The organism is uncultured Paraglaciecola sp., assembly GCF_913020055.1.
Classification (GTDB): domain Bacteria; phylum Pseudomonadota; class Gammaproteobacteria; order Enterobacterales; family Alteromonadaceae; genus Paraglaciecola.
In genome coordinates this window covers 1-20,712 of the sequence record NZ_CAJWCF010000085.1, presented here as the reverse complement: position 1 = coordinate 20,712, position 20,712 = coordinate 1, and the positions used below count along the sequence as shown (strand labels likewise).

Genomic DNA, 20,712 nt, shown 5'->3' with positions numbered 1-20,712 from the left:
AACAGATAAATAGGCATCGGCTTAGATTGGTCATACGCTAAGTGAATATTTAACCATTGGCGTTCTGGATCGTCCGTACCATAAGAAATGTGAACATGATCCCACCGCCCACTATTTGTCTGAGAGATTATTTCAACCTCAACGCTCTCGGACTTCTCTCCGCCTGAGCCAGAACACGAAAGTGTATAAATTTTATTGCCTATTTCGGATTCTGATATTGTGTTGTTGCCAGAACTTGCTTTATCTCCGCTCCAACTTCCAGACGCAGAGCATGTATCTGCATTAATGGTAGACCAAGTTAAATTGAACTCTGTGTTCACTTCAACACTTTCGGAGGAGGTTGACAGTGTTACAGTGGTAACCGGAGCTGGCGCAGAATCGCTATTACTGCTACCACCACATGCTGATAACCCTGTGAGAAACAACAAACTACAAATCATCAGAAAACTATTATTGAGCATACTAACCATTCAACTAAACTACAGATTGATTTATTAGTACATATTACCAATAACCAGTTTGGAGTTGAAGGGGATTTATAAAGTTTTACTCAATCTATCTACAACGTTTAATCAGTAGCGTTTTACTTTGACACCAGTATTTTCTATAAAGGTTTTTTATTCTGTTTTGCCTTTAAACTCAGCAGGTACCAATGTTAAAAGTTTCTTTTCTATTTCAACTACATTTTTCCCATGGCAAATTTGGTACGGTTAGATACACGATAAATATGGATATCAAGGGCTATTGTCGGGCAGATGAAAGTGCTATTAAGTACTGTGTTTATGTTTTACGCGCAATATATGCAGTCAAACTAAGTTACCTATGCTCATAATGAAATTGGCCTAAATGTCTGCTCGTATAATAGAAGGCATTAAGCTTGGCAGGAAGGTAGCTTTTACTTGCCCACAATTAAAACATAAGAAAGGTATTATTAAATATTGATAAGCAGCCAATAAAAAAGCCTGAATATCACTATTCAGGGATTCATTTTAATGGTTAGAGCTAGACTAATAGATTTAAAATCTACTACATCATGCCGCCCATTGGGCTATAAGGTATTGAAAGTATTATGGAAATAGCAAGCCATTGAAAATGGTACCCCACTTTATACCCCTTCAATCATGCAATTCTATGCAACCTTGTAATAAATTTCATCAGTTTGTGTAAATCAGGGACAAAGGATGACTAATTAGCTTAAATCGACATTTTTGAATTAAAAATCCAATGACAAGATTACGGCCTAACCAGCTATTCGTTGTCTTAAAATACCTAACTGATTGCGAGTGTTGCGGTCACTTCAAAGATTACGAGTTTTAAAATGTGCTCACAAAGTTTTATTCAGTAAAGCCAAACATCTAACTCTTGACCACCTGCGATTGCCATAATTTCTATAGTGCTTTGGTTAATTCGATAATAAATTACGTCAGATCGATGCGGACAGCGCCTATAATTAGGTCTAATGTGATCAACAGACTGATAAATTAGCGGTGAATTTGCGATATTATTGAAGGCTTCAAAAAAACTGTGGAAGTATTCATCCGCTTGCGTTTCACCAAAATCCTTAAATCCATATTCGTAGATTCTGCGCAAATCTTCTTTTGCTTCTTCCGTTAAGCGATATTTGTGCATCTATATTTTTATATCTGCTTTAAAATCGGCAAGAATTTCACTTGCTGATTGAGAAACAAAATTACTTTTTTCGGCATTTGATAGCTTTTTATTTATAAACTCAGCTCTTCTTGCACGTCTAATTAAGTCATTAATTAGCTCACTCTTATTTGCATAATCACCGATATTTTCAACATGAACATTGAGCCAAGTGTTATTACTTTCAGTTAATGTGACACTTTGTCTGGGCATAATTTATCTCCTAAAGTAACTGGTGCAATAATACACCAGCTATATTCTTTACTCAATTCTTTTGACGACCCTTCAACAAACTGAACCTTTAGACGTTCTATTAGAGCTTATAACTTTTAGCATTGGCGTCTTTGGGGAATGTAGTGGTTCAAGATCAATATGGCCTCGTATCGCTCAGAACAATCGGGGTCAGAACAAAATTAAATCAGTTTTTAAGTTTTTACGACTCATTATTCTTCATAGGGGCAAAAATTGAGTATATTTAAAATAAATCATCATTTTTCATAAAATAACAATACAGGTAGTCTGACAGAGGGGGTAATACTCAACGTCTCGAATGTTCGCTAACTCGCACAGTAAACCAGTAAGAGTCCTAAAAATTAGCGACTGTCTTTTGAGCGCTTCGACTTGTCATACAATTAACTTTGATGACGGGCGCCTAACTGCTCATTCCCGTCATTCCGCATAGAGAATCAGCTTAAAACGAAACTCAATTTTATACTCTACAATATTCAATAATCACGGTGTTGTTAGACCAAATAATTAGCAAAGAAAGAACCAATAAAAAAGCCCGCAAAGCTAATGTTCTGCGGGCTTTAGTGCAATGCTATGAAGCGTTACAAGATGCTATGCAATCTAGTGCAATTACATCATGCCGCCCATACATAAACTATTTAGTTGTTTTTATTACATTAGTTAGGTGGGCATCGTTAGTGATACCCCACTTTATACCCCTAAAAATCAGCGCACAGCCTAACCTATTGAATTAAAATGAAATTATATTTTTTGCATGCATTGAAGAATATTATTCAATATAAAATCAAAGATCTAAGTTTTTCTGTTCATTAAATTTATACCCTAGCGCTTTATAACCTTTTTCTCGTTTCTTCCACATACGCTGTAATGTCGGAAAATCATCAATAAAATCGTAAACTTGAATAACAGTTTTACTACTCCATTCTCGCTGAATTCGTCCAGCGTATTGCGCTAAAATTCCTTTCCAAGCTATCGGTAGTGTTATAAACAAAGTATCTAAATGTGGCAAATCAAAACCTTCACCGACGTATTTTCCTGTAGCTAAGATAACAACAGCTTCATCATTGCTTGGTTTACTGGATAAGAAAGTTATTCGTTCTTGTCTTTGCTTTGTTGAAATACCGCCATGCAGTTCAACAACCTTTATTCCCTTATCAGCCATCAATTTAGCAAGTAATTCAATATGCTCTTTTCTTTCGGTAAGTACCATGACAGATCTGTCATGGTTTACGGACTGCTTGATACTGTTAACAATCATTTCATTTCTAGCTTGATCACAAACTAAGTGTTTATAAACTTGAGATATATGTGGTTTAGTCTCAGGAATTAACCATTCTGAAGGGAAATTAGTATTAGTCTTCACCACCTTCACATTCTGTTCAAAGCTACTGGTGGAGCTTGCTGCCTTATAAACAACAGAGCCTATTTGGAAGTGCATTAATTTTTCTAAACCATCTTGGCGTTTAGATGTAGCTGTAAATCCGTGGATATATTTAGCATTTACTGATTTTATCAAACACTCATAGTTTGATGCCGGCAAGTGGTGGCATTCATCTATTAATATTTGCCCATATCTTTCAATGGCAGGTTTAATGTCTATTCCATTACGGCTAACTAGGCTTTGATAAGTAGCTACATCAACTTCATAGGTCAGCTTATCTTTACCACCTAATAATGAACCTACTTCCACGTTCGCTAGGAATACTTTTATCCGTTCAAGCCATTGTTCCGCTAATTGGCGATTATGAACCAAAATTAAGGTATTCATCTTCCTTTTTGCGATAAGAGCTAATCCTGTAACGGTTTTACCAAACCCCGTCGATGCAACAAAAACACCATTGGTTTGTGCGAATAAAGCGTCAATAGCTTTTTTCTGCTGGCTTTTAAGTTTACCAGTGAACTTGATTTTTTCTAGTTGGCTACCTTCAAATCGTTTATCGGTGTATTCAATCTCTATTTTTTGGCCTGATATGATGCGAGTAACTTCGGCTAAACAACCTCTAGGTAAGATTAAATAACCATTTTCTATATGTGCAGAACAAATATATCGACTTGTACCAATCGTTGATAAGCGTAAGGCTTGTCGTTTGTAGAACTCTGGATTAGAAAATACTGCACAATGTTTTAACTTAGAGGTCAGTTTTCCGGGTAAATTAGAGATTGGAATATATAACTGATCAGCTAGCGTTAATGTGAGCATCGAAGGGCAATCGTTGATCTTAATGTTCTCATTAACGTTAAGTTTCTTCCATGGCTCATTATTTTCAATGTCTTCTGGCGCTATTTCAATATAAGCATTTAGCTGGTTCAGGGTTGATTGAAGCTGCAGTTTAGTCACTTTTTCAGTAGCTGCTAATATTGACCACTGATCTTTATATGGAACGCCTTCATTATTTATGAAAACACTATTGTTATATTTTCTTGGCTCTAACTGTAATGGTAAAGCAATCAGGTTACCAAAGCCCCCCACCGGCATAATATCTTGATTAGGAAATAATCTATCGAAGCAATCAAATGATAGTAACGGATAGCGTTCCATTGTTTTACGCAGTAAACCATTACCTAATCGACGAGCATCGCTAGCAGTTACAGCTTGTGAGAAGAAGATCCACACATGACCACCGTTACCACTTCTTGAACGTTCTAATAAATAAGGAACATCTAATGATTCACAAGTAAGCGCAAATGCAGTTACCGCTTTAAACCAATCGTCTTTGTCGAAATCTGCAGCAAGAATATAGGTTGAATTGTCATTTAATAATGGGTAAATCCCTACGGTTTGAATACCTTTTAAGTGTCCATAAATAGCTTGATGATCCGGAGCTTTAAAATTCTGATTTTTACATTCTGTGCAACTTATTTTCGGTTTATTACAAATTTTTGGCTGCCATTCATTCCAACAAGTGGGAGAATAACCACTGCGACCATTTTTAGATTCCCATCTAAATGGGTAAACATCATTACGACCTTTAAAATAGGAAAGAAAAAAGTCAATTTTAGCTTCAGGAGAGGCGTGTAGGTTAAAATTTTGAGCTAATTCAGCTTCGTGTTGTGTGATTAACGCTTGGCGTTCATTGAGCAATGCAAGTCGCTCTTCATTTAATAATTGAAGACTAGCATCTAATTTGGCAAGTTTATTAACATGGCTTTCAGGCATAATTATATTTCCACCAAAGTCCGCTCTATTTTTTAATCATTAAAAATGTTTTGAGGGATCCATGCGTTGATGAAGAATACGAGCAACATCAATACCGCTACCACTGACTTGATAGAACACTATATGTTTTTCTACAGGAAAGCTTTTAGCACCATTGTAAACTTCATTTCTTTCTCTACCGAAGTCAGGATATTGAGCAAGTTTTATTAAGGCGGCATCTATATTCTGTGCGTACTCTTTTGCTTGCTCATTACCCCATGAACTCATTGTCGTAGAGATATATTTTATATAAATCTTCTTCTGCTAAAGGAGAAAGCCTATAGGTTGGCATTGTAGCCCTTAATTTCAGACTATTTATTTACGGAAAGAGAGGCTTGTTCAAATATATCCATAACACTGTGATTTGATGATTCGCCCGCAGCTAGCTGTTCAAAACCTTTCGCCACTTCTTCGCGTAATATTTCAAGCTGTTGATTTTTAGCCGTATCTTTTTCAAACAACAATCTCAATCCATCACGGATCACTTCACTTGCTGAGGTATATAAACCATCAGACACTTTTTCAGCAATTCTTCGTTCGAACTCTTTACCTAAAGTAATATTCATAATTAATAATCCAATAATCATACTATGCGCATAATACGCACCCAATTCAAGTTTAACTAAAAGAGAGTAATAAAAGTAAAAGTCAGTAGATTGCTTTTCTGGCTTCATTTAATTGATACATTCTCGTAACTTAAATCACAACATGCGTAAGCGTCCGGTAAACAGCACATTTTAAGGGTTGCGAAATCTCTATAAGCTGCCTCCAAAGTTAAAACGGAGTGAGCAATGAGAAAATTTCGAAGCCCGGATCAGTGGCGGCAAATCCTGAAAGACCAGCAGCAAAGTGGCTTAACCATTTCAGAATTTTGTCGCCAGCATAAGATTTCTGTGAGTTGTTTTTTCAGCCAACGAAAGAAGCATGGATCAGTCAATGACACAAAGTCTGCTTTCGTCAGCGCAACAGTCACCAAACATACTGCAACAGAAGTACAGCGAGACGTTAAGCAACCGATTGTGCTTGAACTTTCAGCCGTCAGGTTAACGCTGCCAGCAGAAACGCCACCAGAATACTTAGTCATGCTGCTAAACGGCCTGCTTGCATGAAGCTATTTGTTGATCCACCTCAGGTGTATTTGCACCGTGATTTTGTTGACTTCAGAAAGTCCATCAATGGTCTTGCGGCCATCGTCGAAACCGACATGGCCCTGCCGACGATGTCAGGCGCCTTGTTTGTGTTCTGCAACAGGGGTAGAGACAAACTGAAAATCCTGTACTGGGACAATACTGGGTTTGCCCTGTGGTATAAACGCCTTGAAAAAGACAAATTCAAATGGCCAGGCAAGCTCAATACGCCAACGTACTCACTGAGTGAACAGCAACTGGAGTGGTTGCTCAGTGGGTATGATGTTATCGGTCATCAACCCATGGCCTTCCAGTCGGTAGCCTTATAACCTATGCTCATAAAGGGGATTTAACGATCACGATTTAGTCTGAATAAAAACAACAGGTTACTGGGCTTTATTGGTAAAATAGCAACATGATTGACGAACTGACCAAACTTCGAAAATTGCTTGCAGAGCAAGCAGAATTACTGGTTGAGAAGGATGCCAGAATAGCCTATTTAGAAGAGCAGTTCCGGCTGGCGCAGCAGAAGCAGTTTGGTGCCAGCGCTGAAGGTCATCCTGGTCAGGGTGAGTTGTTTAACGAAGCCGAATCAGAAGCTGACCTCGTTGAAGAAGAAAGCGAGACACAGGCCATCAGCTATACCCGCAAAACACCGAAACGCCAGTCACTGCCTAAAGACCTGCCGCGTGAAACAGTTGTTCATGATATTAGCGAACAAGACAAGGTCTGTGATTGCTGTGGTGGTGAGCTGCATCAGATGGGCGAAGCACGCAGTGAAAAGTTGGAGTTCGTCCCTGCCCAGGTCAAAGTGGTAGAGCATGTCAGGCCCAAATACAGTTGCCGCACCTGTGAGCAGCAAGGTGTTGAGGTCAAGGTTAACATTGCGCCTCTACCGGCCAGCCCTATTCCTAAAGGGATTGCCACAGCTAGTCTGCTTAGCCAAATCATCACCAGTAAATACCAGTACGGACTGCCGCTATATCGCCAGGAAAGCTTGTTCAAACAATATGGTATCGAATTAAGTCGCCGTACCATGGCCGACTGGATGATAACGTGCAGCGCATTGTTTAAACCCTTAGTTGAAAGGCTCAAGGCCATCCAACTGAAACAGCCCGTCATTCAGGCGGATGAAACCACACTGAAGGTCATCAGTGAAGACAAATCTACCTGTTATATGTGGTTGTATTGCACCGGCAGTGATTCGCCCAATGAAAACCCAATACCCAATATCGTGCTGTATGACTACCAAAACAATCGTTCAGGCCGTTGTGCAGTAGAGTATCTGGGAGATTATTCAGGCTATTTGCAAGTGTATGGTTATCAGGGCTATGAAAAAACCAAGGCCACATTAGCGGGTTGCTGGGCCCATGCCAGACGCAAGTTCAAAGAGGCCGAAGTAGCACATCGGGGCGCCGACCGAGGAAAATGCAAAACTGGTAAAGCGAACTGGGCACTTAACCACATCCAGAAGCTATACCGGATTGAGACTCGCATCAAAGGCCAGTCGCCAGAGCAGAAGTATCAGGTCAGGCAAACCGAATCACTTCCCTTGCTAAATCAATACAAAGCCTGGCTGGATAAATCGGTTTTGCAGGTGCCGCCCAAAACTGCACTGGGTAAAGCGCTTGGCTACAGCCTGAATCAATGGCACAAACTGGTTCGCTATGCCGACGATGGCAACCTGGCTATAGACAACAACAGGTCCGAACGGGCTATCAAGCCCTTCGTTATAGGCAGAAAGAATTGGCTGTTTAGCAACGCAAAAAGTGGCGCCAATGCCAGCGCGATGCTTTACAGCATTATCGAAACAGCCAAAGCCAATGGCTTAACATCGTTTGATTACATCATGCATTGTCTGGAACACTTGGCAGCATCACCAGACAATGTCGAAGGCCTGTTGCCTTGGAATGTAAAATTGGGCAAGGTGTAGATCATCCGACGGTTACATTAGTAATGTCAGCTTATTGGAATCAATCAATGAGTAATATCCTGTTTTCACCGTCTACTACTTTGTGCAGGCTAATGCATTGTGTCACTTCTTTTGTTGTTGCAACGTAGTAAGCGCCTTCATTTGAAACACTGAAGCTCTCTTGATACGCAGGTACAAATATTGGATTTAACCTAGCGCCCATTTCGTCCAGCGGAATTAAATTTACCGGAGTAGAACGCATGTTTACAAATCGAATGTTCACGGGATCACCTTCAACAAAACTAACCACTGACTCTTCTTCACACGAGAGTAACTCGGTATCATTGTAGACTGCCTTATTAGGTAATGGTTCTGCGTTGGCTTCAGCATCCGTCCAAATCGCGCTGTCTGCTAGGTCCAGACAGCCTTGAATTTGATGGTCGTAGTACTGATTTCTATTGCGATCGAGTGTGTACGTAGTAAAGCCTGATCCGTCAAATGCCATTAAATCTGAACTAATGGTTCTTAGATGTAAGGGATTGACATCATCGTGGTCGGGTGCGCAGAAGGGCACGACACCCAGAGAATGGAACGTTTCATGGATCGACACGCCAGACCAACTGCCGCGAAATGTGCCGTTTGGACCGTCTACAAAACTAAAAAATGGACACGGATTAAGCTGGCTTGAGCCGATATTGCGAGTAACCAAGTATTGCATAGCCGGGCCACCAATAGCCGCAGCACCACCACAACCATTCGTGTAAGTTGTACCACCATAGTAGACTACATAGACTTTGTCGGGGGAATCCATCCCTCTTGCTTCTAATTCGAGCTTTATTGAATAATAAACAGACAAAGGGTCTGTTCGTATAGCTTCGTTATCGCGAGTTGTTTGCATAAAAGTGATATCGAGGTAACCGTCATAAGTATCGACTCGCATACATCTTCCGGTTTGTTCAAATAACCATTGTTGTGCAACAGTATATTCATCTATGAGTTGCCCGTTGATATCGATTTCAGAATTATTACCGTCAGCAGGGATTGCATATACAAAATGCAACTGAGCACCTTCAACGTCATCTGGCCTATCAGCCAAGGAGCGTTCTAGTGCAGACGGTATAATCTCCTGACACCTCGGCGTAACTGGAGGAGGGGCTGGAGTAGGCGTTGGTGTAGGAGCAGGAGTAACAACCGGCGGTTCTGGTGTCGATTGTGAATCAGACCCTCCACATGATCCCAAGCTAATTAGCATCCCAAATACTAGTGCTGCCTTTGATAAGCCAAGTATTACATTTCTCATAAGGGTCGTGTCAAAGGTAAAAACATTTAAGACTTTTAATACGGAACTAGGTGATTGTCAACGGCAATCTAAAACTGATCCGCCTTACTACCAGGGCAAGATCATTTTAAATTGAACTAAACGAGCACTCTTTGATCATATCGGGAAATAAAATAATGATTTCTCGGCATGAACAACAACTTTATCACTCACTTTTCAGTTATCGAAGACCCACGGATAGACCGCTGTAAGAAGCATCAGCTTATTGATATTCTATTTATGTCAGTATGTGCAGTGATGTCAGGGGCCGAGGGATGGGAAGATATTGAAGACTTTGGGCTCGCCAAGTTAGATTGGTTACAGAAGTATCTGCCGTTTAGCAACGGCATTCCAAAACACGACAATATTGCCAGAGTACTAAGTCGATTAAATCCAACAACGATTCAGCGTTGTTTCATTGATTGGGTGAAGGACATTGCGCAACAAACAGAAGGCGATGTGATAGCCATTGACGGTAAATCCGCTCGTAGAAGTTTTACCACCAAGGATAGAGATAACCCTTTACACATGGGCAGTGCCTGGAGTTGTGCCAATGGCATTGTGCTTGGTCAGCAAAAAGTCGATGACAAGAGTAATGAAATTACCGCCATCCCTACACTGCTTGATTTGTTGGATGTGAAAGGCTGTACCGTCACGCTATTCCGAACAAAGTTGGCATCGGATCCAATCAAAATTGGCGGCCGTTCCGATTGAAATTGGCACGCTGGAGTACAAAAAAAAACCGCCGAAGCGGGTTTGTAATTTTTAATCATGAGAAGGAGTCTATTGAGACTCTTTTTTCTGCTACCGAACTAGTCATTAGGCAAGTTAATATTTAAATCAAATTCACCAAAAATCTCTTTTGTTAAAAAAGCTATAGAATCACTTTCAAGTAGTTTTGAATTAATAACATAAAGATCCATTGAGTCGATGACTTCCATTACTGGTGGGTCATCTAAACTCTCATCGTACTTTTCAAATGATATTGCTAGACAAAAACAGTTACCATTAGGGTCTTCAAAATCCCAATGACAGTTGTTATTGGTAAAGTTAAAGTACTCCCAACCTTTCGCCTGCAGCTCTTTGTAAAGAGTCTCTAACAAAGCATCATGCTTCGCATAGCTCTCCCACCCAGCGTACTGGGGAGTAATTGAGTACCCCATAGTCTACTCCATTTTAATATTTGTGAATTTTGTGGCCAACAATTGTCTGTTTGCTAGATTATCGAAACCAGCTTCTCCTTGTGGGTGTGTCAGGCGGACATGGTTGGGCAATTCTCGTGTAGGGTTTGGCATCACAGCGAACCCCGCAGACGATGCTTTGGCTGCCAAGTTCCCTAATTACTCACACCATTATTCAGATTCGATCCACTCTACTGCAACCTCATATCCCTTTGAATATGCTATTTATGCTGCACGCATGCATGTAAAGTGAGTTTTGTGAACTGCAATGTCCCCATCACCGCTAGTTAGTTGGAAAAAGTCTAACCGACAATCCACAAACTATAAACGCTCATTCAAATTACTTGTTCAAGAGCAAGACAAAAGTATTACTCACCTGATTCAGCCTGCTCTCTCATCGCTTGAAAAAATGTGAATATTTGAGAGCAATCATGAGCCCTTCCATAGCGCCCGGTTTTGACATGTCCTGAATCTTCAATGCGAAGAAGTATCGGATTCTCTGAACGATTAATTCGTACGTTTTGCTGGCTTTGAAAGCTACATTTCACATCTGTAGGTGTGCAATAGCTCTCCTCGGTCCATAATTTGAATCTCATGGGCTAAACCTAATTCGGCAAGTGGTGAGTTGGTGTAATGGCTGCAAAACTCTTTTTCAATTAAGACTTCCAATGAAATTCTGAAAGAATCATCTAAGAATTCTCTTGTCTCAAAACTTAACATTTCTATATCTTTAGCCTCTCCAAGTTCGACAATCTCTCTTACAAGTTGCAGACGATCTTCATATCGAATATCGATGAATGTAATTGGATGTCTGAAAAATGACATATCTGTCGGCGTGTAATTGTATTTTATATCCGGGTCCAACTTGACTTTCCGACTGATTGATATCAGAGGCTCTGGATTTTTGTAAGCACTTATTGAACGTGCGTAGGTAACCAGTTGGGTTTAGTCTTTTTGAAATTCCACGGTAGCAGATCTTCGATTTTTTCAACCGTATCAGCATAGGGCAATGCTTTGAACACAGCATTGAGATAAGCGTAGGGTTCAAGACCATGGCTTTTGGCTGTCTCAATTAGGCTGTAATGGATAGCACTGGCATCTGCGCCTGCTGGCGTATCGGCAAATAACCAAGCACGTCTACCCACAGCAAAGGGACGAATGGCATTTTCAGCCAATATATTGCTGAGCCTTAGCTGGCCATCCGTACTGTAAACGATTAGCTTTTCCCACTGGTTGTGCAAATAGGTCATCGCCTTTCCCGTCAATCCTCCTTTGTCGACTCTGGGACGCTGCTGAGCCAACCACTTATTCAATTGGTTGAGTATCGGTATACTTTTCTGCTGCCTAACCTGATAAATTTCTGCCACGGTGAGTGATTTAATTTGCCGTTCGATCACATACAACTTATTAATGAAGCCCAGTGCCATATCAGCTCGGGTCACTTTACCTTTCATGTCTTGGGTTGTCCGTCTTTGGCTTCTCGGAATTTACGCCGTGCGTGATCCCAACATCCTACATGGATGAGGTTGTTTTGCTTACACACCTCGTTATATCCCTCATAACCATCAGTTTGCAGATAACCATGGGTAAAACCATCCAGTAGGCGCAAGGGTACCTCCCTAGCACGCGAAGGATCGTATTCAAACAAGACACTTTGTTGTTGTGGCAACCCACCCAAGGTTACCCACATCCATTTATCTGAGTGGGCGAGCGACCTGGCTCTTTCAATACTTGAATGCGGGTTTCATCCGCACACACCAGCGGACCAGAATGTTGACTCTCCCGAAGTAAGTTAATCAAGGGTTGGGCTTTTTTTGACAGGGCGATGACCCAGTTGGCCAATGTGGCTCTTGATATTTCGCCGCCATAACGTTTGATGATATTTTCAAGCCGGTAAAGCGGCATGCCGTCGGCGTATTTTGAAATGATGACATAGGTCATCAAATTAACACTGCCCATGGCTTTGGGAACAGGATGTTTGATTAGCTGGGCGACTTTGATAGTGCGGCCACCGTTTTGTGTTTTGAAGGTGGCTTTTTCCTGCATGTATTCCAATACGCGGACTTGTGCAGGAATGATATCCAACTCTTCTCTGACTTTGACAAAGAACGTGTCAATGGCATCGACTTTCTCTTCTTCGGTCAAATAAGCAAACACCTGATGGCGGGGTAATTTGTCGGATAGTGGTTTACGGCCCTTTTTGCCTTTTGGCTCATCTGTTTCAGGTAAAGGTAATGTTGCTTGCTCAGGCTCAGCCAATGCTTCCACTTCATTGAACAGGTTACCTTGCTCCGGCGGTGTTTGCTCAGAGCTGGGGCCAAAGCGTTTTGAATTAGACAGGCGTAAGTGTTCTTCAAGCATGGCTATGCGTTTTTTCTGCTGTGCAATGACATCTATTTTCTGTTCGATGATGTCGTCTTTTTCAGATAATAAAGCAGCCATCTGAGTCATGATGCTCTCAGGTTCTTTTGCCTGTGTTTCAGTGTCTTGGGAGCGTAATTTCATGCTGCACATTATACCAAAACGACAAGAGAAAGCCTTAAAAAACAGCCTCGTAATGCAACTTTTTATGACCTTTCATGGCACTAATATCATAGCCATCAAGTAGCCAGTTAATTTGCTTTCCTGTCAATGTCATGACCTTATCATCACGCTTTGGCCACTTGAATTTTTCCTCTGACAGGCTTTTGTAATACAGCACAAAACCGTTATCCTCCCAGAATAAGCATTTGATTTTATTACGGCGTTTATTAGTGAATGCATAAAGGTGGCCGGTAAAAGGGTCGTGACCCAGCTTGCATTCAATGATGGCACACAGCCCCAAATGCGCCTTACGAAAATCTATCGGTTGTTGGTAAAGAAAAACCTGAGTGAGTGCTAAATCAGGCCGCATGACTTGTGTCATGACAGAGCCACAGCAAGTTGCTTAATCATTTCCATATTATTTTCAGCGATACCGGTAAGGCGAGCGCCATTGGCAAAGTGCAGAGTCAATGGCTCATGATATTGTGGTTGAGGTATCACCTGAACACGGACAAAACCGGCTGGCTCGCCATTGGTTGGCATCAACCCGGTTGAGTTTTTGAGTTTGTGATAGCTGAAGCTATGTTGACAGAGTCCATGCTGACGACAATAGTCGGCTTGACTTAAACCTGAGTCACGCCATTTGGATACATGCTCTGGCCAGAACGGAGCGTCTTGGTTTGTATTTTTGATTGCGGACACTTTGTTTTACTCATACGTTTATGATGAGCAAATTATGCAGCAGATTGATAGGTAGCATAAGGACGTAGGTTTATTAGTCGCTTACCAACATGCTGCCCATAGATGAATTATCGCCTTGTTTTTATAGAACTAAGTATATGGGAGGTATTATTGATACCCCACTTTATACCCCTAAAGTTATAAGGCTTTATGAAAAACAGCAACAAAAAAAGCCATAACATCAATATGTTATGGCTTTTTAGAAAGCGATTTAGGCTAAAATCTATTACATCATGCCGCCCATTTGGCTATAGAGCGTTGAAAATATTATGAAAATAATAAACCTTGAAAATGGTACCCCACTTTATACCCCTTGAATCATGCAACCCTATGCAATGCATACAGATGATTTTATAGTTCGATTAACAGAGAAAGTGATACTAAGGATATTTATTTAAAGTCTGTATGTTCAAGCTAGTTTGTATTTTGTGCTCTAGCAATACGAATAAGCGCTCTGATGTTTTTTTGAATGGTTTAAAACATATTAATACTTATGCTTATTTTAATAAACCTGTTTTCAATCGTAAGTTAATGCTTAGAACTTGATGAAGAGATGATAATTGTTAACATATAAGGAATAAACACTAGTTAACTGGGGGTATAGTTAACTAAAAGGAAACACTAATTTCGTAAACTCCTTGGAGGTGGTATGGGACAGCTTGAAGATATGCATATTTTTCTGCGTGTTGTTGAAACGGGCGGCATTACCAAAGCTGCTGAGCAAATGAATATTGCTAAATCAGCGGTGAGCAAACGTTTAGCCTCACTAGAACACAAACTTGGTATCAAGTTAATAAATCGCACCACCCGTATGGCTAGTATTACCGAAGCTGGCCAACATTATTATCAACGCAGTAAATTAATTTTTGATGACGTTGAAGAGTTAAATAGCCAAACTTATAATAAAACAAGAGCATTACAAGGAACGCTAAATATTGCCGTACCTTTATCATTCGGGCTTAGTCACTTGGCTCCGGCACTTGATCTTTTTTTTAAAGAGCATGCTGATTTAAAATTGAAGATTAATTTTTCTGATCAAAGAATAGATATTATTGAGCAGGGAGTAGACTTGGCATTTCGTATTGGTCAATTAGATAATTCTACCATGCAGGCTAGAAAAATAGTCCCTATTAAACATGTGTTATGTGCTAGCCCCGAATATTTAAAATTACATGGCGAGCCAAAGAGCCCTGATGATCTCAGGGGACATAAAATACTTAAATATGGCAGCCCGGATCAAAATGGCCTTAAATTCTTAACTCAGGACGGTAAAGAACAAGTTGTGTATCTTGAGCCACATTTTATCGCTAATAATGGAGACTTTCTTAAATCTTTAGCTGAATCCAATCACGGGATCAGCTACTTACCCACCTTTATCGTCTGGCAGTCGCTGGCAACGCAAACTTTAGTCCCTGTGTTAAAACAGTATCAACTGCAAACCATGCATGCTTATGCCGTTTACCCACCCAATAGGCATTTACCGCTTAAAGTACGTAGTTTGATCGATTTCCTAATTGAACAATTTGGTGACAAGCCTTATTGGGATCAGCCTTAATCACAAGTATGTTTACCGCCGTACCAAAAAATTATTCTCCAAATGGAAACAATGATTTCTTTTATCTTATGTTTATCCATTTTTAGTTTACTAATAAGATTACCTCATCAACCCACCAAGTCGTTTTAACCAATACCTAAAACGGCCGTAATAAAAAATTTTAGTAAACTACATTTGGAGATTTATCATGAATACATTACAAACTTTTGCAGCACCAACCGGTCGTTTTTTCTTAGCCATCATGTTCTTTATGTCGGGACTAACAAAGATATCACAGTATGCAGGCACTCAAGGTTACATGGAGGCAATGGGCGTTCCAGGCTTTTTATTACCGCTGGTTATTTTAACTGAAGCGTTTGGTGGCTTAGCGATTATTTTAGGTTGGAAAACAAAATATGTCGCCCTTGCATTAGCTGGTTTCACTGTGTTGTCTGCAATACTTTTTCATGCCGATTTTAGCAATCAAGCAGAGATGACTAACTTTATGAAAAATATCGCCATTGCAGGTGGTTTCTTAACGTTATTTGTTCATGGTGCAGGTGCTTATTCACTTGATAATCGTGCTAACAAAAAGTCTGCTTAATTGATGATCTACGAAGGGTGGTAATTTCTATTGCCCTTGATATAGCTAATTTTATATTCGAAGAATTTTAGGAGTAGACAATGGGACTTTTAGTTGAAGGCAAGTGGCAAAATGAATGGTACGACACAACATCAACCGGTGGCCGCTTTGAGCGTAAAGCCCCCAGTTTTCGTAACTGGATAACAAAAGATGGCAGTGCTGGCCCATCAGGTATTAGCGGTTTTAAAGCTGAGCCCAGCCGCTACCATCTATATGTATCATTAGCCTGCCCCTGGGCACATCGCACCATTATCTATCGTAAACTTAAAGGCTTGGAAGGCATGATTTCAATGTCGGTAGTGAATGCTTTTATGGGCGACGAAGGTTGGACATTCGCACCCGGTGAAGGCGTAGTAGCCGATCCGATTCATAATGCCTTGAACGTCCATGAAATTTATACGGCCGCTCAAGCTGATTATACGGGTCGAGTGACGGTCCCCATTTTATGGGATAAGAAAACCAATACTATTGTCAGTAATGAGTCTCCTGAAATTATTCGCATGTTTAATTCAGCATTTGATGAAGTGGGCGCATTACCCGGAGATTTTTCACCGCCAGAATTGTTAGCTGAAATCGACGAATTAAATGAATTCATTTATCCAACCATTAATAACGGTGTTTATCGCGCTGGTTTTGCTACCACTCAAGGAGCGTATAACGAAGCGGTAGTTGAGGTCTTTGATGCCCTTGATACCTTAGAAACACGCCTAGAAAACCGTCGTTACTTAACCGGAAATACTATCACTGAAGCGGATTGGCGACTATTTACCACGTTAGTGCGTTTTGATGCGGTTTATGTGGGTCATTTTAAATGTAATTTACGCCGTATTGTAGATTACCCAAATGTTTGGGCTTATCTTCGAGATTTGTTCCAAGTACCGGGCATTGCTGACACTGTGGCAATGGATTATATCAAAGCGCATTACTACGCAAGCCATGAAACGATTAATCCTACGCGTATCATACCTTCAGGTCCATTAATTGACTTTAATACAGCGCATGGTCGTGAGCAGTTTTCTGCCGAAAAACAACCAAAAAGAGCGTAAATCATGGGTAAATTAGTTGATGGTAAGTGGTTAAATGACGAACAGCTGCTGGCGTTTGAGCAACAGCAACAGCAACATAAAACTGCCAATGGTCGATTTCAACGAGGCATGGCAAAATTTCGAAACTGGATCACCGCTGATGGCAGTGCTGGAGTTTCAGGAGAAAGCGGTTTCAAGGCAGAGGCGGATCGTTATCACCTTTTTGCTGCACTTAACTGTCCGTGGGCGCATCGCACTTTAATTTATCGAAGTGTAAAGCAACTTGAAAACGTTATTTCGCTTTCACTGGTTAAGCCGTTACGCACCGAAAATGGTTGGGTATTTACTAGTGATGATACAAGTGCTGACCCTCGCTTTACAGATACCCTGCTGGGATTATCGGCCCTACATGAATTGTACGTAAAAGCTGTCCCTGCTTATAGTGGTCGCGTGACCGTACCGGTACTTTGGGATAAACAGCAGAATAAGATTGTTAGTTCGGAATCATCGGAAATCATTCGCATGTTTAATCGTGCTTTTGATGACATTACTGGTGACGCTCAGAACTTTTATCCAGACGCATTAGCCCAGGAAATTGATGAGCTTAATGACTACATTTATCAAAATATTAATAATGGGGTTTATCAAACGGGTTTTGCCAGAACACAAGGCGCTTATGATGAGTCTGTTGTCAAAGTATTTACAGCCCTTGATAAACTTGAGCAGCGTTTATCGAATAACAAATACCTTTTAGGTAACAATATTACCGAAGCTGATTGGCGTTTATTACCCACACTGGTACGTTTTGATGTTGGGTATTTCACTGCGTTCAAATGTAATTTGCGAGCGTTAAGGGATTACCCTCATTTATCTCGATACCTTCAGGATGTTGTTAACTTACCCAATGTTGGCAAAACCATTGAGCTTGATGTGTATCGTAAAGGCTATAACTCGGTCAGCCCGTTACGCAATCCACACGGTATTGTGCCCATTGGATTAGAGTCCGCTTTTTCTTATTAAAATGGTTAGGGGCATAGTAAAGGTCAATAATAAATACGTTATTAATGCTTAGAGTTAACTATGAATATGCTTAAACCGGATAAACAAGATAGCTTTGTCACTGAGACACGTGGCTTGTGTGGCTATTAATACTTGGGCATGCAATGGCAGCGCAATATCATCATTTTGTTAAAAAAGCCCGAACGTTAAAGAAAAAAACCTTTGATAAGTAAACTTAGAATTGACTAGATATAAACCACAACTAGCAAAAGGAAGCAACAATGACTAACCCTATAATTGCAGCGATAGCACCCAAAAAAGTGAGTCTTAATCAGGGGGAAGAATATTATTTTTGTAGCTGTGGCCGTTCGAATAACCAGCCTTTTTGCGACGGTTCTCATGCGGGGACTGACTTTAAACCCAAAGCCTTTACTGCCCAAGAAAGCGGTGATACTTATTTATGCCAATGCAAGCATACGGCCAATAGCCCTTTTTGTGATGGCAGCCATAAACAATTTGATAAAGAGCAGGTTGGCAAAGAAGGACCTGGCGTGCAAATTCAAGTGGTTAATGTCAGTAACATTCCGACTGCTAGCGCAACCAAGGAAGAGCCCACTGTTGAATTAATTCATCAACTGGCTCGAGAAGGATTATCTAAGATGGGACATCATGGTCCCATGACATCGATGGGGGTGCCACGTTATCAATTACCACACTGGGATGACCTACAGATAATGGTGGCACAAATGGCCAACAAACCATTGATGGAACATGTCGCCGTTAACACCGAACTAGTGATTGGCCCTAAGGCCAAAAAACCACTTAAACTTAGTATACCGCTATTTGTCTCAGATATGAGTTTTGGGGCACTTTCTGAAGAAGCCAAAATTGCTCTGGCAACGGGGGCGGAACTCGCAGGAACAGGTATTTGCTCGGGAGAAGGTGGCATGTTACCTGAAGAGCAGGCAGCGAACTCAAAATATTTTTACGAGCTGGCAAGTGCCGGGTTTGGTTATGATGAGTCTACACTCAAAAATGTTCAGGCATTTCATTTCAAAGGCGGACAAGGAGCAAAAACGGGAACAGGTGGCCATTTACCCGGTAACAAAAATACAGGTAGAATTGCTGAAGTGCGCGGTATTGAAGAAGGTACCCCCGCCATTTCTCCACCAACATTTAAAGATTTACATACGGCAGCAGACTTTAAAAATTTTGCCGATCGTGTGCGTGAAGTCACCGGCGGTATTCCCATTGGATTTAAACTCAGTGCCAATCATATCGAAGAGGATATTCAATTCGCATTAGATGCCAGTGCTGATTACATTATTTTGGATGGTCGAGGTGGCGGCACAGGTGCTGCACCTGAAATGTTTAGGGATCACATTAGTGTACCAACAATTCCAGCCCTTGCTCGCGCTAGAAAGTATTTAGACGCACAAGACGCGAGTGGACGAGTCACGCTAATTATTACTGGTGGTTTGCGAGTTCCTATCGACTTTGTTAAAGCGTTAGCCTTAGGTGCAGATGGTGTCGCCTTATCAAACAGTGCTATGCAGGCTATAGGCTGTGTAGCCGCAAGAATGTGTAATACCAATAATTGTCCTGCGGGTATTGCTACGCAGAAAAAAGATTTGCGCCAACGCTTAAATGTTGAAAAATCCGCAGTTCAGCTGAAAAACTTCTTCGAAGCCTCCTCTCAATTAATGTCAGTCATGGCAAGAGCATGTGGCCACGATTCTTTTGAAAAGTTCAATAGACATGACTTAGCTACTTGGCACAGGGAAATGGCACTACTTGCTGGTGTAAAGTATTCAGGGATGGGTAGTTAAAGATGAACTAGTCACGGTGGAATTAAACAAATCATTAGCAATGAAAAAATCATCAAAAAAGCCCGCAAATTATAAAACCTGCGGGCTTTAAAAGGGTCACATTACAAGCTTATGCAATGTTATGCACGGCTATGTAATTACATCATGCCGCCCATTCCGCCCATTCCGCCGCCCATGCCGCCCATATCAGGCATTGCAGGAGCATCGCCTTGTGGTGCGTCAGAGATCATACATTCAGTAGTGATCATCAAACTTGCGATTGATGCAGCAAACTGAAGTGCAGAACGAGTCACTTTAGTTGGGTCAAGGATACCCATCTCAATCATATCGCCGTAAGTGTCATTGCCAGCATTGTAACCGTAGTTATCAGCACCGTTTTTCACTTCGTTAGTCACTACAGATGCTTCAGCACCGGCGTTTGAAGCGATTTGACGCATTGGTGATTCCATTGCACGTAACAATAATTTAATGCCGTGAGTTTGGTCTTCGTTGTCGCCAGTTAGTTCAGCAACTTTAGACGCTGCGCGTACTAATGCTACACCACCACCTGCAACTACACCTTCTTCAACTGCAGCGCGAGTTGCATGAAGTGCATCTTCTACGCGTGCTTTTTTCTCTTTCATTTCAACTTCAGTTGCTGCGCCAACTTTGATAACAGCAACACCGCCAGCTAATTTAGCTAGTCGCTCTTGAAGTTTTTCTTTGTCGTACTCAGAAGATGAATCTTCGATTTGTCCGCGAATTTGAGCAACGCGACCTTTGATCATCTCTTCTTCGCCAGCGCCATC

Annotated in this window: 22 protein-coding genes and 2 pseudogenes; 9 read left to right on the top strand and 15 right to left on the bottom strand. The window is 41.1% G+C overall.

The genetic code is table 11. The features are described from left to right. The 7 genes and pseudogenes from QZ488_RS16405 to QZ488_RS16375 all read right to left on the bottom strand — a co-directional run. Window positions 1-461: hypothetical protein (locus tag QZ488_RS16405; RefSeq protein ID WP_293750782.1), on the bottom strand; the 461-nt coding region annotated here is incomplete at its 3' end. 174 nt (window positions 462-635) lie between these two features. After that, window positions 636-798, bottom strand: a pseudogene (locus QZ488_RS16400) (endonuclease III); the annotation flags it as partial. 540 nt (window positions 799-1,338) lie between these two features. Continuing rightward, entirely contained in the window at window positions 1,339-1,629 is a 291-nt protein-coding gene (locus tag QZ488_RS16395; protein WP_293750781.1) for a type II toxin-antitoxin system RelE/ParE family toxin, read from the bottom strand. After that, the gene (locus QZ488_RS16390) at window positions 1,630-1,860 is read right to left on the bottom strand and encodes a CopG family transcriptional regulator (RefSeq protein ID WP_293750779.1); all 231 of its coding nucleotides are present in this window, start codon (window positions 1,858-1,860) and stop codon (window positions 1,630-1,632) included. A gap of 820 nt (window positions 1,861-2,680) precedes the next feature. Next, on the bottom strand, window positions 2,681-5,053 hold the full coding sequence (locus QZ488_RS16385) for a DEAD/DEAH box helicase (protein WP_293750777.1): 2,373 nt from the start codon (window positions 5,051-5,053) through the stop codon (window positions 2,681-2,683). Between the two features lie 39 nt (window positions 5,054-5,092). Further along, window positions 5,093-5,320: a type II toxin-antitoxin system RelE/ParE family toxin gene (locus QZ488_RS16380; RefSeq protein ID WP_293750775.1), complete on the bottom strand. Its 228-nt coding sequence runs from the start codon at window positions 5,318-5,320 to the stop codon at window positions 5,093-5,095. An 83-nt stretch (window positions 5,321-5,403) separates the two neighbouring features. Beyond that, complete coding sequence (locus QZ488_RS16375; protein ID WP_293750773.1) at window positions 5,404-5,766, bottom strand: type II toxin-antitoxin system ParD family antitoxin; 363 nt, start codon at window positions 5,764-5,766, stop codon at window positions 5,404-5,406. A 117-nt stretch (window positions 5,767-5,883) separates the two neighbouring features. Here QZ488_RS16375 and QZ488_RS16370 point away from each other — a divergent pair, with 117 nt between their 5' ends. From QZ488_RS16370 to QZ488_RS16360, 3 genes are all read left to right on the top strand, one after another. Next, on the top strand, window positions 5,884-6,201 hold the full coding sequence (locus QZ488_RS16370) for an IS66 family insertion sequence element accessory protein TnpB (protein WP_293750771.1): 318 nt from the start codon (window positions 5,884-5,886) through the stop codon (window positions 6,199-6,201). After that, on the top strand, window positions 6,198-6,548 hold the full coding sequence (tnpB, locus tag QZ488_RS16365) for an IS66 family insertion sequence element accessory protein TnpB (RefSeq protein WP_293750769.1): 351 nt from the start codon (window positions 6,198-6,200) through the stop codon (window positions 6,546-6,548). Before QZ488_RS16370 ends, tnpB (QZ488_RS16365) begins: the two co-directional genes overlap by 4 nt. Before the next feature lie 86 nt (window positions 6,549-6,634). Further along, a complete protein-coding gene (locus QZ488_RS16360) occupies window positions 6,635-8,152 on the top strand; it encodes an IS66 family transposase (protein ID WP_293750767.1) in 1,518 nt (505 codons plus the stop codon). 40 nt (window positions 8,153-8,192) lie between these two features. Here the strand turns inward: QZ488_RS16360 and QZ488_RS16355 are convergent, their stop codons facing one another. Continuing rightward, the gene (locus QZ488_RS16355) at window positions 8,193-9,383 is read right to left on the bottom strand and encodes a hypothetical protein (RefSeq protein WP_293750765.1); all 1,191 of its coding nucleotides are present in this window, start codon (window positions 9,381-9,383) and stop codon (window positions 8,193-8,195) included. A 216-nt stretch (window positions 9,384-9,599) separates the two neighbouring features. Between QZ488_RS16355 and QZ488_RS16350 the strand changes: the two genes are divergently transcribed. Then, window positions 9,600-10,163, top strand: a complete 564-nt coding sequence (locus tag QZ488_RS16350; protein WP_293750763.1) for an ISAs1 family transposase — start codon at window positions 9,600-9,602, stop codon at window positions 10,161-10,163. Between the two features lie 98 nt (window positions 10,164-10,261). On the opposite strand, the gene QZ488_RS16345 is transcribed toward QZ488_RS16350, so the two are convergent. The 6 genes and pseudogenes from QZ488_RS16345 to QZ488_RS16320 form a co-directional block, all read right to left on the bottom strand. After that, a complete protein-coding gene (locus QZ488_RS16345) occupies window positions 10,262-10,612 on the bottom strand; it encodes a hypothetical protein (RefSeq protein WP_293750761.1) in 351 nt (116 codons plus the stop codon). 555 nt (window positions 10,613-11,167) lie between these two features. After that, window positions 11,168-11,494, bottom strand: coding sequence for a hypothetical protein (locus QZ488_RS16340; RefSeq protein ID WP_293750759.1), 327 nt, complete (start codon window positions 11,492-11,494; stop codon window positions 11,168-11,170). A gap of 50 nt (window positions 11,495-11,544) precedes the next feature. Next, complete coding sequence (locus QZ488_RS16335) at window positions 11,545-12,084, bottom strand: transposase (RefSeq protein WP_293750757.1); 540 nt, start codon at window positions 12,082-12,084, stop codon at window positions 11,545-11,547. Next, window positions 12,081-12,991: pseudogene (locus QZ488_RS16330) on the bottom strand (IS66 family transposase). Before QZ488_RS16330 ends, QZ488_RS16335 begins: the two are co-directional and overlap by 4 nt. A 178-nt stretch (window positions 12,992-13,169) precedes the next feature. Beyond that, window positions 13,170-13,535, bottom strand: coding sequence for an IS66 family insertion sequence element accessory protein TnpB (tnpB, locus tag QZ488_RS16325; protein WP_293750756.1), 366 nt, complete (start codon window positions 13,533-13,535; stop codon window positions 13,170-13,172). Further along, window positions 13,532-13,855 carry a hypothetical protein gene (locus QZ488_RS16320; protein WP_293750754.1) on the bottom strand — a complete coding sequence of 108 codons (324 nt, stop codon included), beginning with the start codon at window positions 13,853-13,855 and terminating at the stop codon, window positions 13,532-13,534. The genes tnpB (QZ488_RS16325) and QZ488_RS16320 overlap by 4 nt, the downstream gene beginning before the upstream one ends. A gap of 688 nt (window positions 13,856-14,543) precedes the next feature. Here QZ488_RS16320 and QZ488_RS16315 point away from each other — a divergent pair. The 5 genes from QZ488_RS16315 (at window position 14,544) to QZ488_RS16295 (ending at window position 19,924) form a co-directional block, all read left to right on the top strand. After that, window positions 14,544-15,449: a LysR family transcriptional regulator gene (locus tag QZ488_RS16315; protein ID WP_293750752.1), complete on the top strand. Its 906-nt coding sequence runs from the start codon at window positions 14,544-14,546 to the stop codon at window positions 15,447-15,449. A 187-nt stretch (window positions 15,450-15,636) separates the two neighbouring features. Further along, window positions 15,637-16,032, top strand: a complete 396-nt coding sequence (locus QZ488_RS16310; protein ID WP_293750750.1) for a DoxX family protein — start codon at window positions 15,637-15,639, stop codon at window positions 16,030-16,032. Window positions 16,033-16,112: 80 nt separating this feature from the next. Next, a complete protein-coding gene (locus QZ488_RS16305) occupies window positions 16,113-17,117 on the top strand; it encodes a glutathione S-transferase family protein (RefSeq protein ID WP_293750748.1) in 1,005 nt (334 codons plus the stop codon). Window positions 17,118-17,120: 3 nt separating this feature from the next. Beyond that, window positions 17,121-18,116, top strand: a complete 996-nt coding sequence (locus QZ488_RS16300; protein WP_293750746.1) for a glutathione S-transferase family protein — start codon at window positions 17,121-17,123, stop codon at window positions 18,114-18,116. Window positions 18,117-18,376: 260 nt separating this feature from the next. Next, a complete protein-coding gene (locus tag QZ488_RS16295) occupies window positions 18,377-19,924 on the top strand; it encodes a glutamate synthase-related protein (protein WP_293750744.1) in 1,548 nt (515 codons plus the stop codon). A gap of 137 nt (window positions 19,925-20,061) precedes the next feature. On the opposite strand, the gene QZ488_RS16290 is transcribed toward QZ488_RS16295, so the two are convergent. Then, window positions 20,062-20,712 (bottom strand): TCP-1/cpn60 chaperonin family protein (locus QZ488_RS16290; protein ID WP_293750742.1); only part of this gene is annotated, 651 nt, incomplete at its 5' end.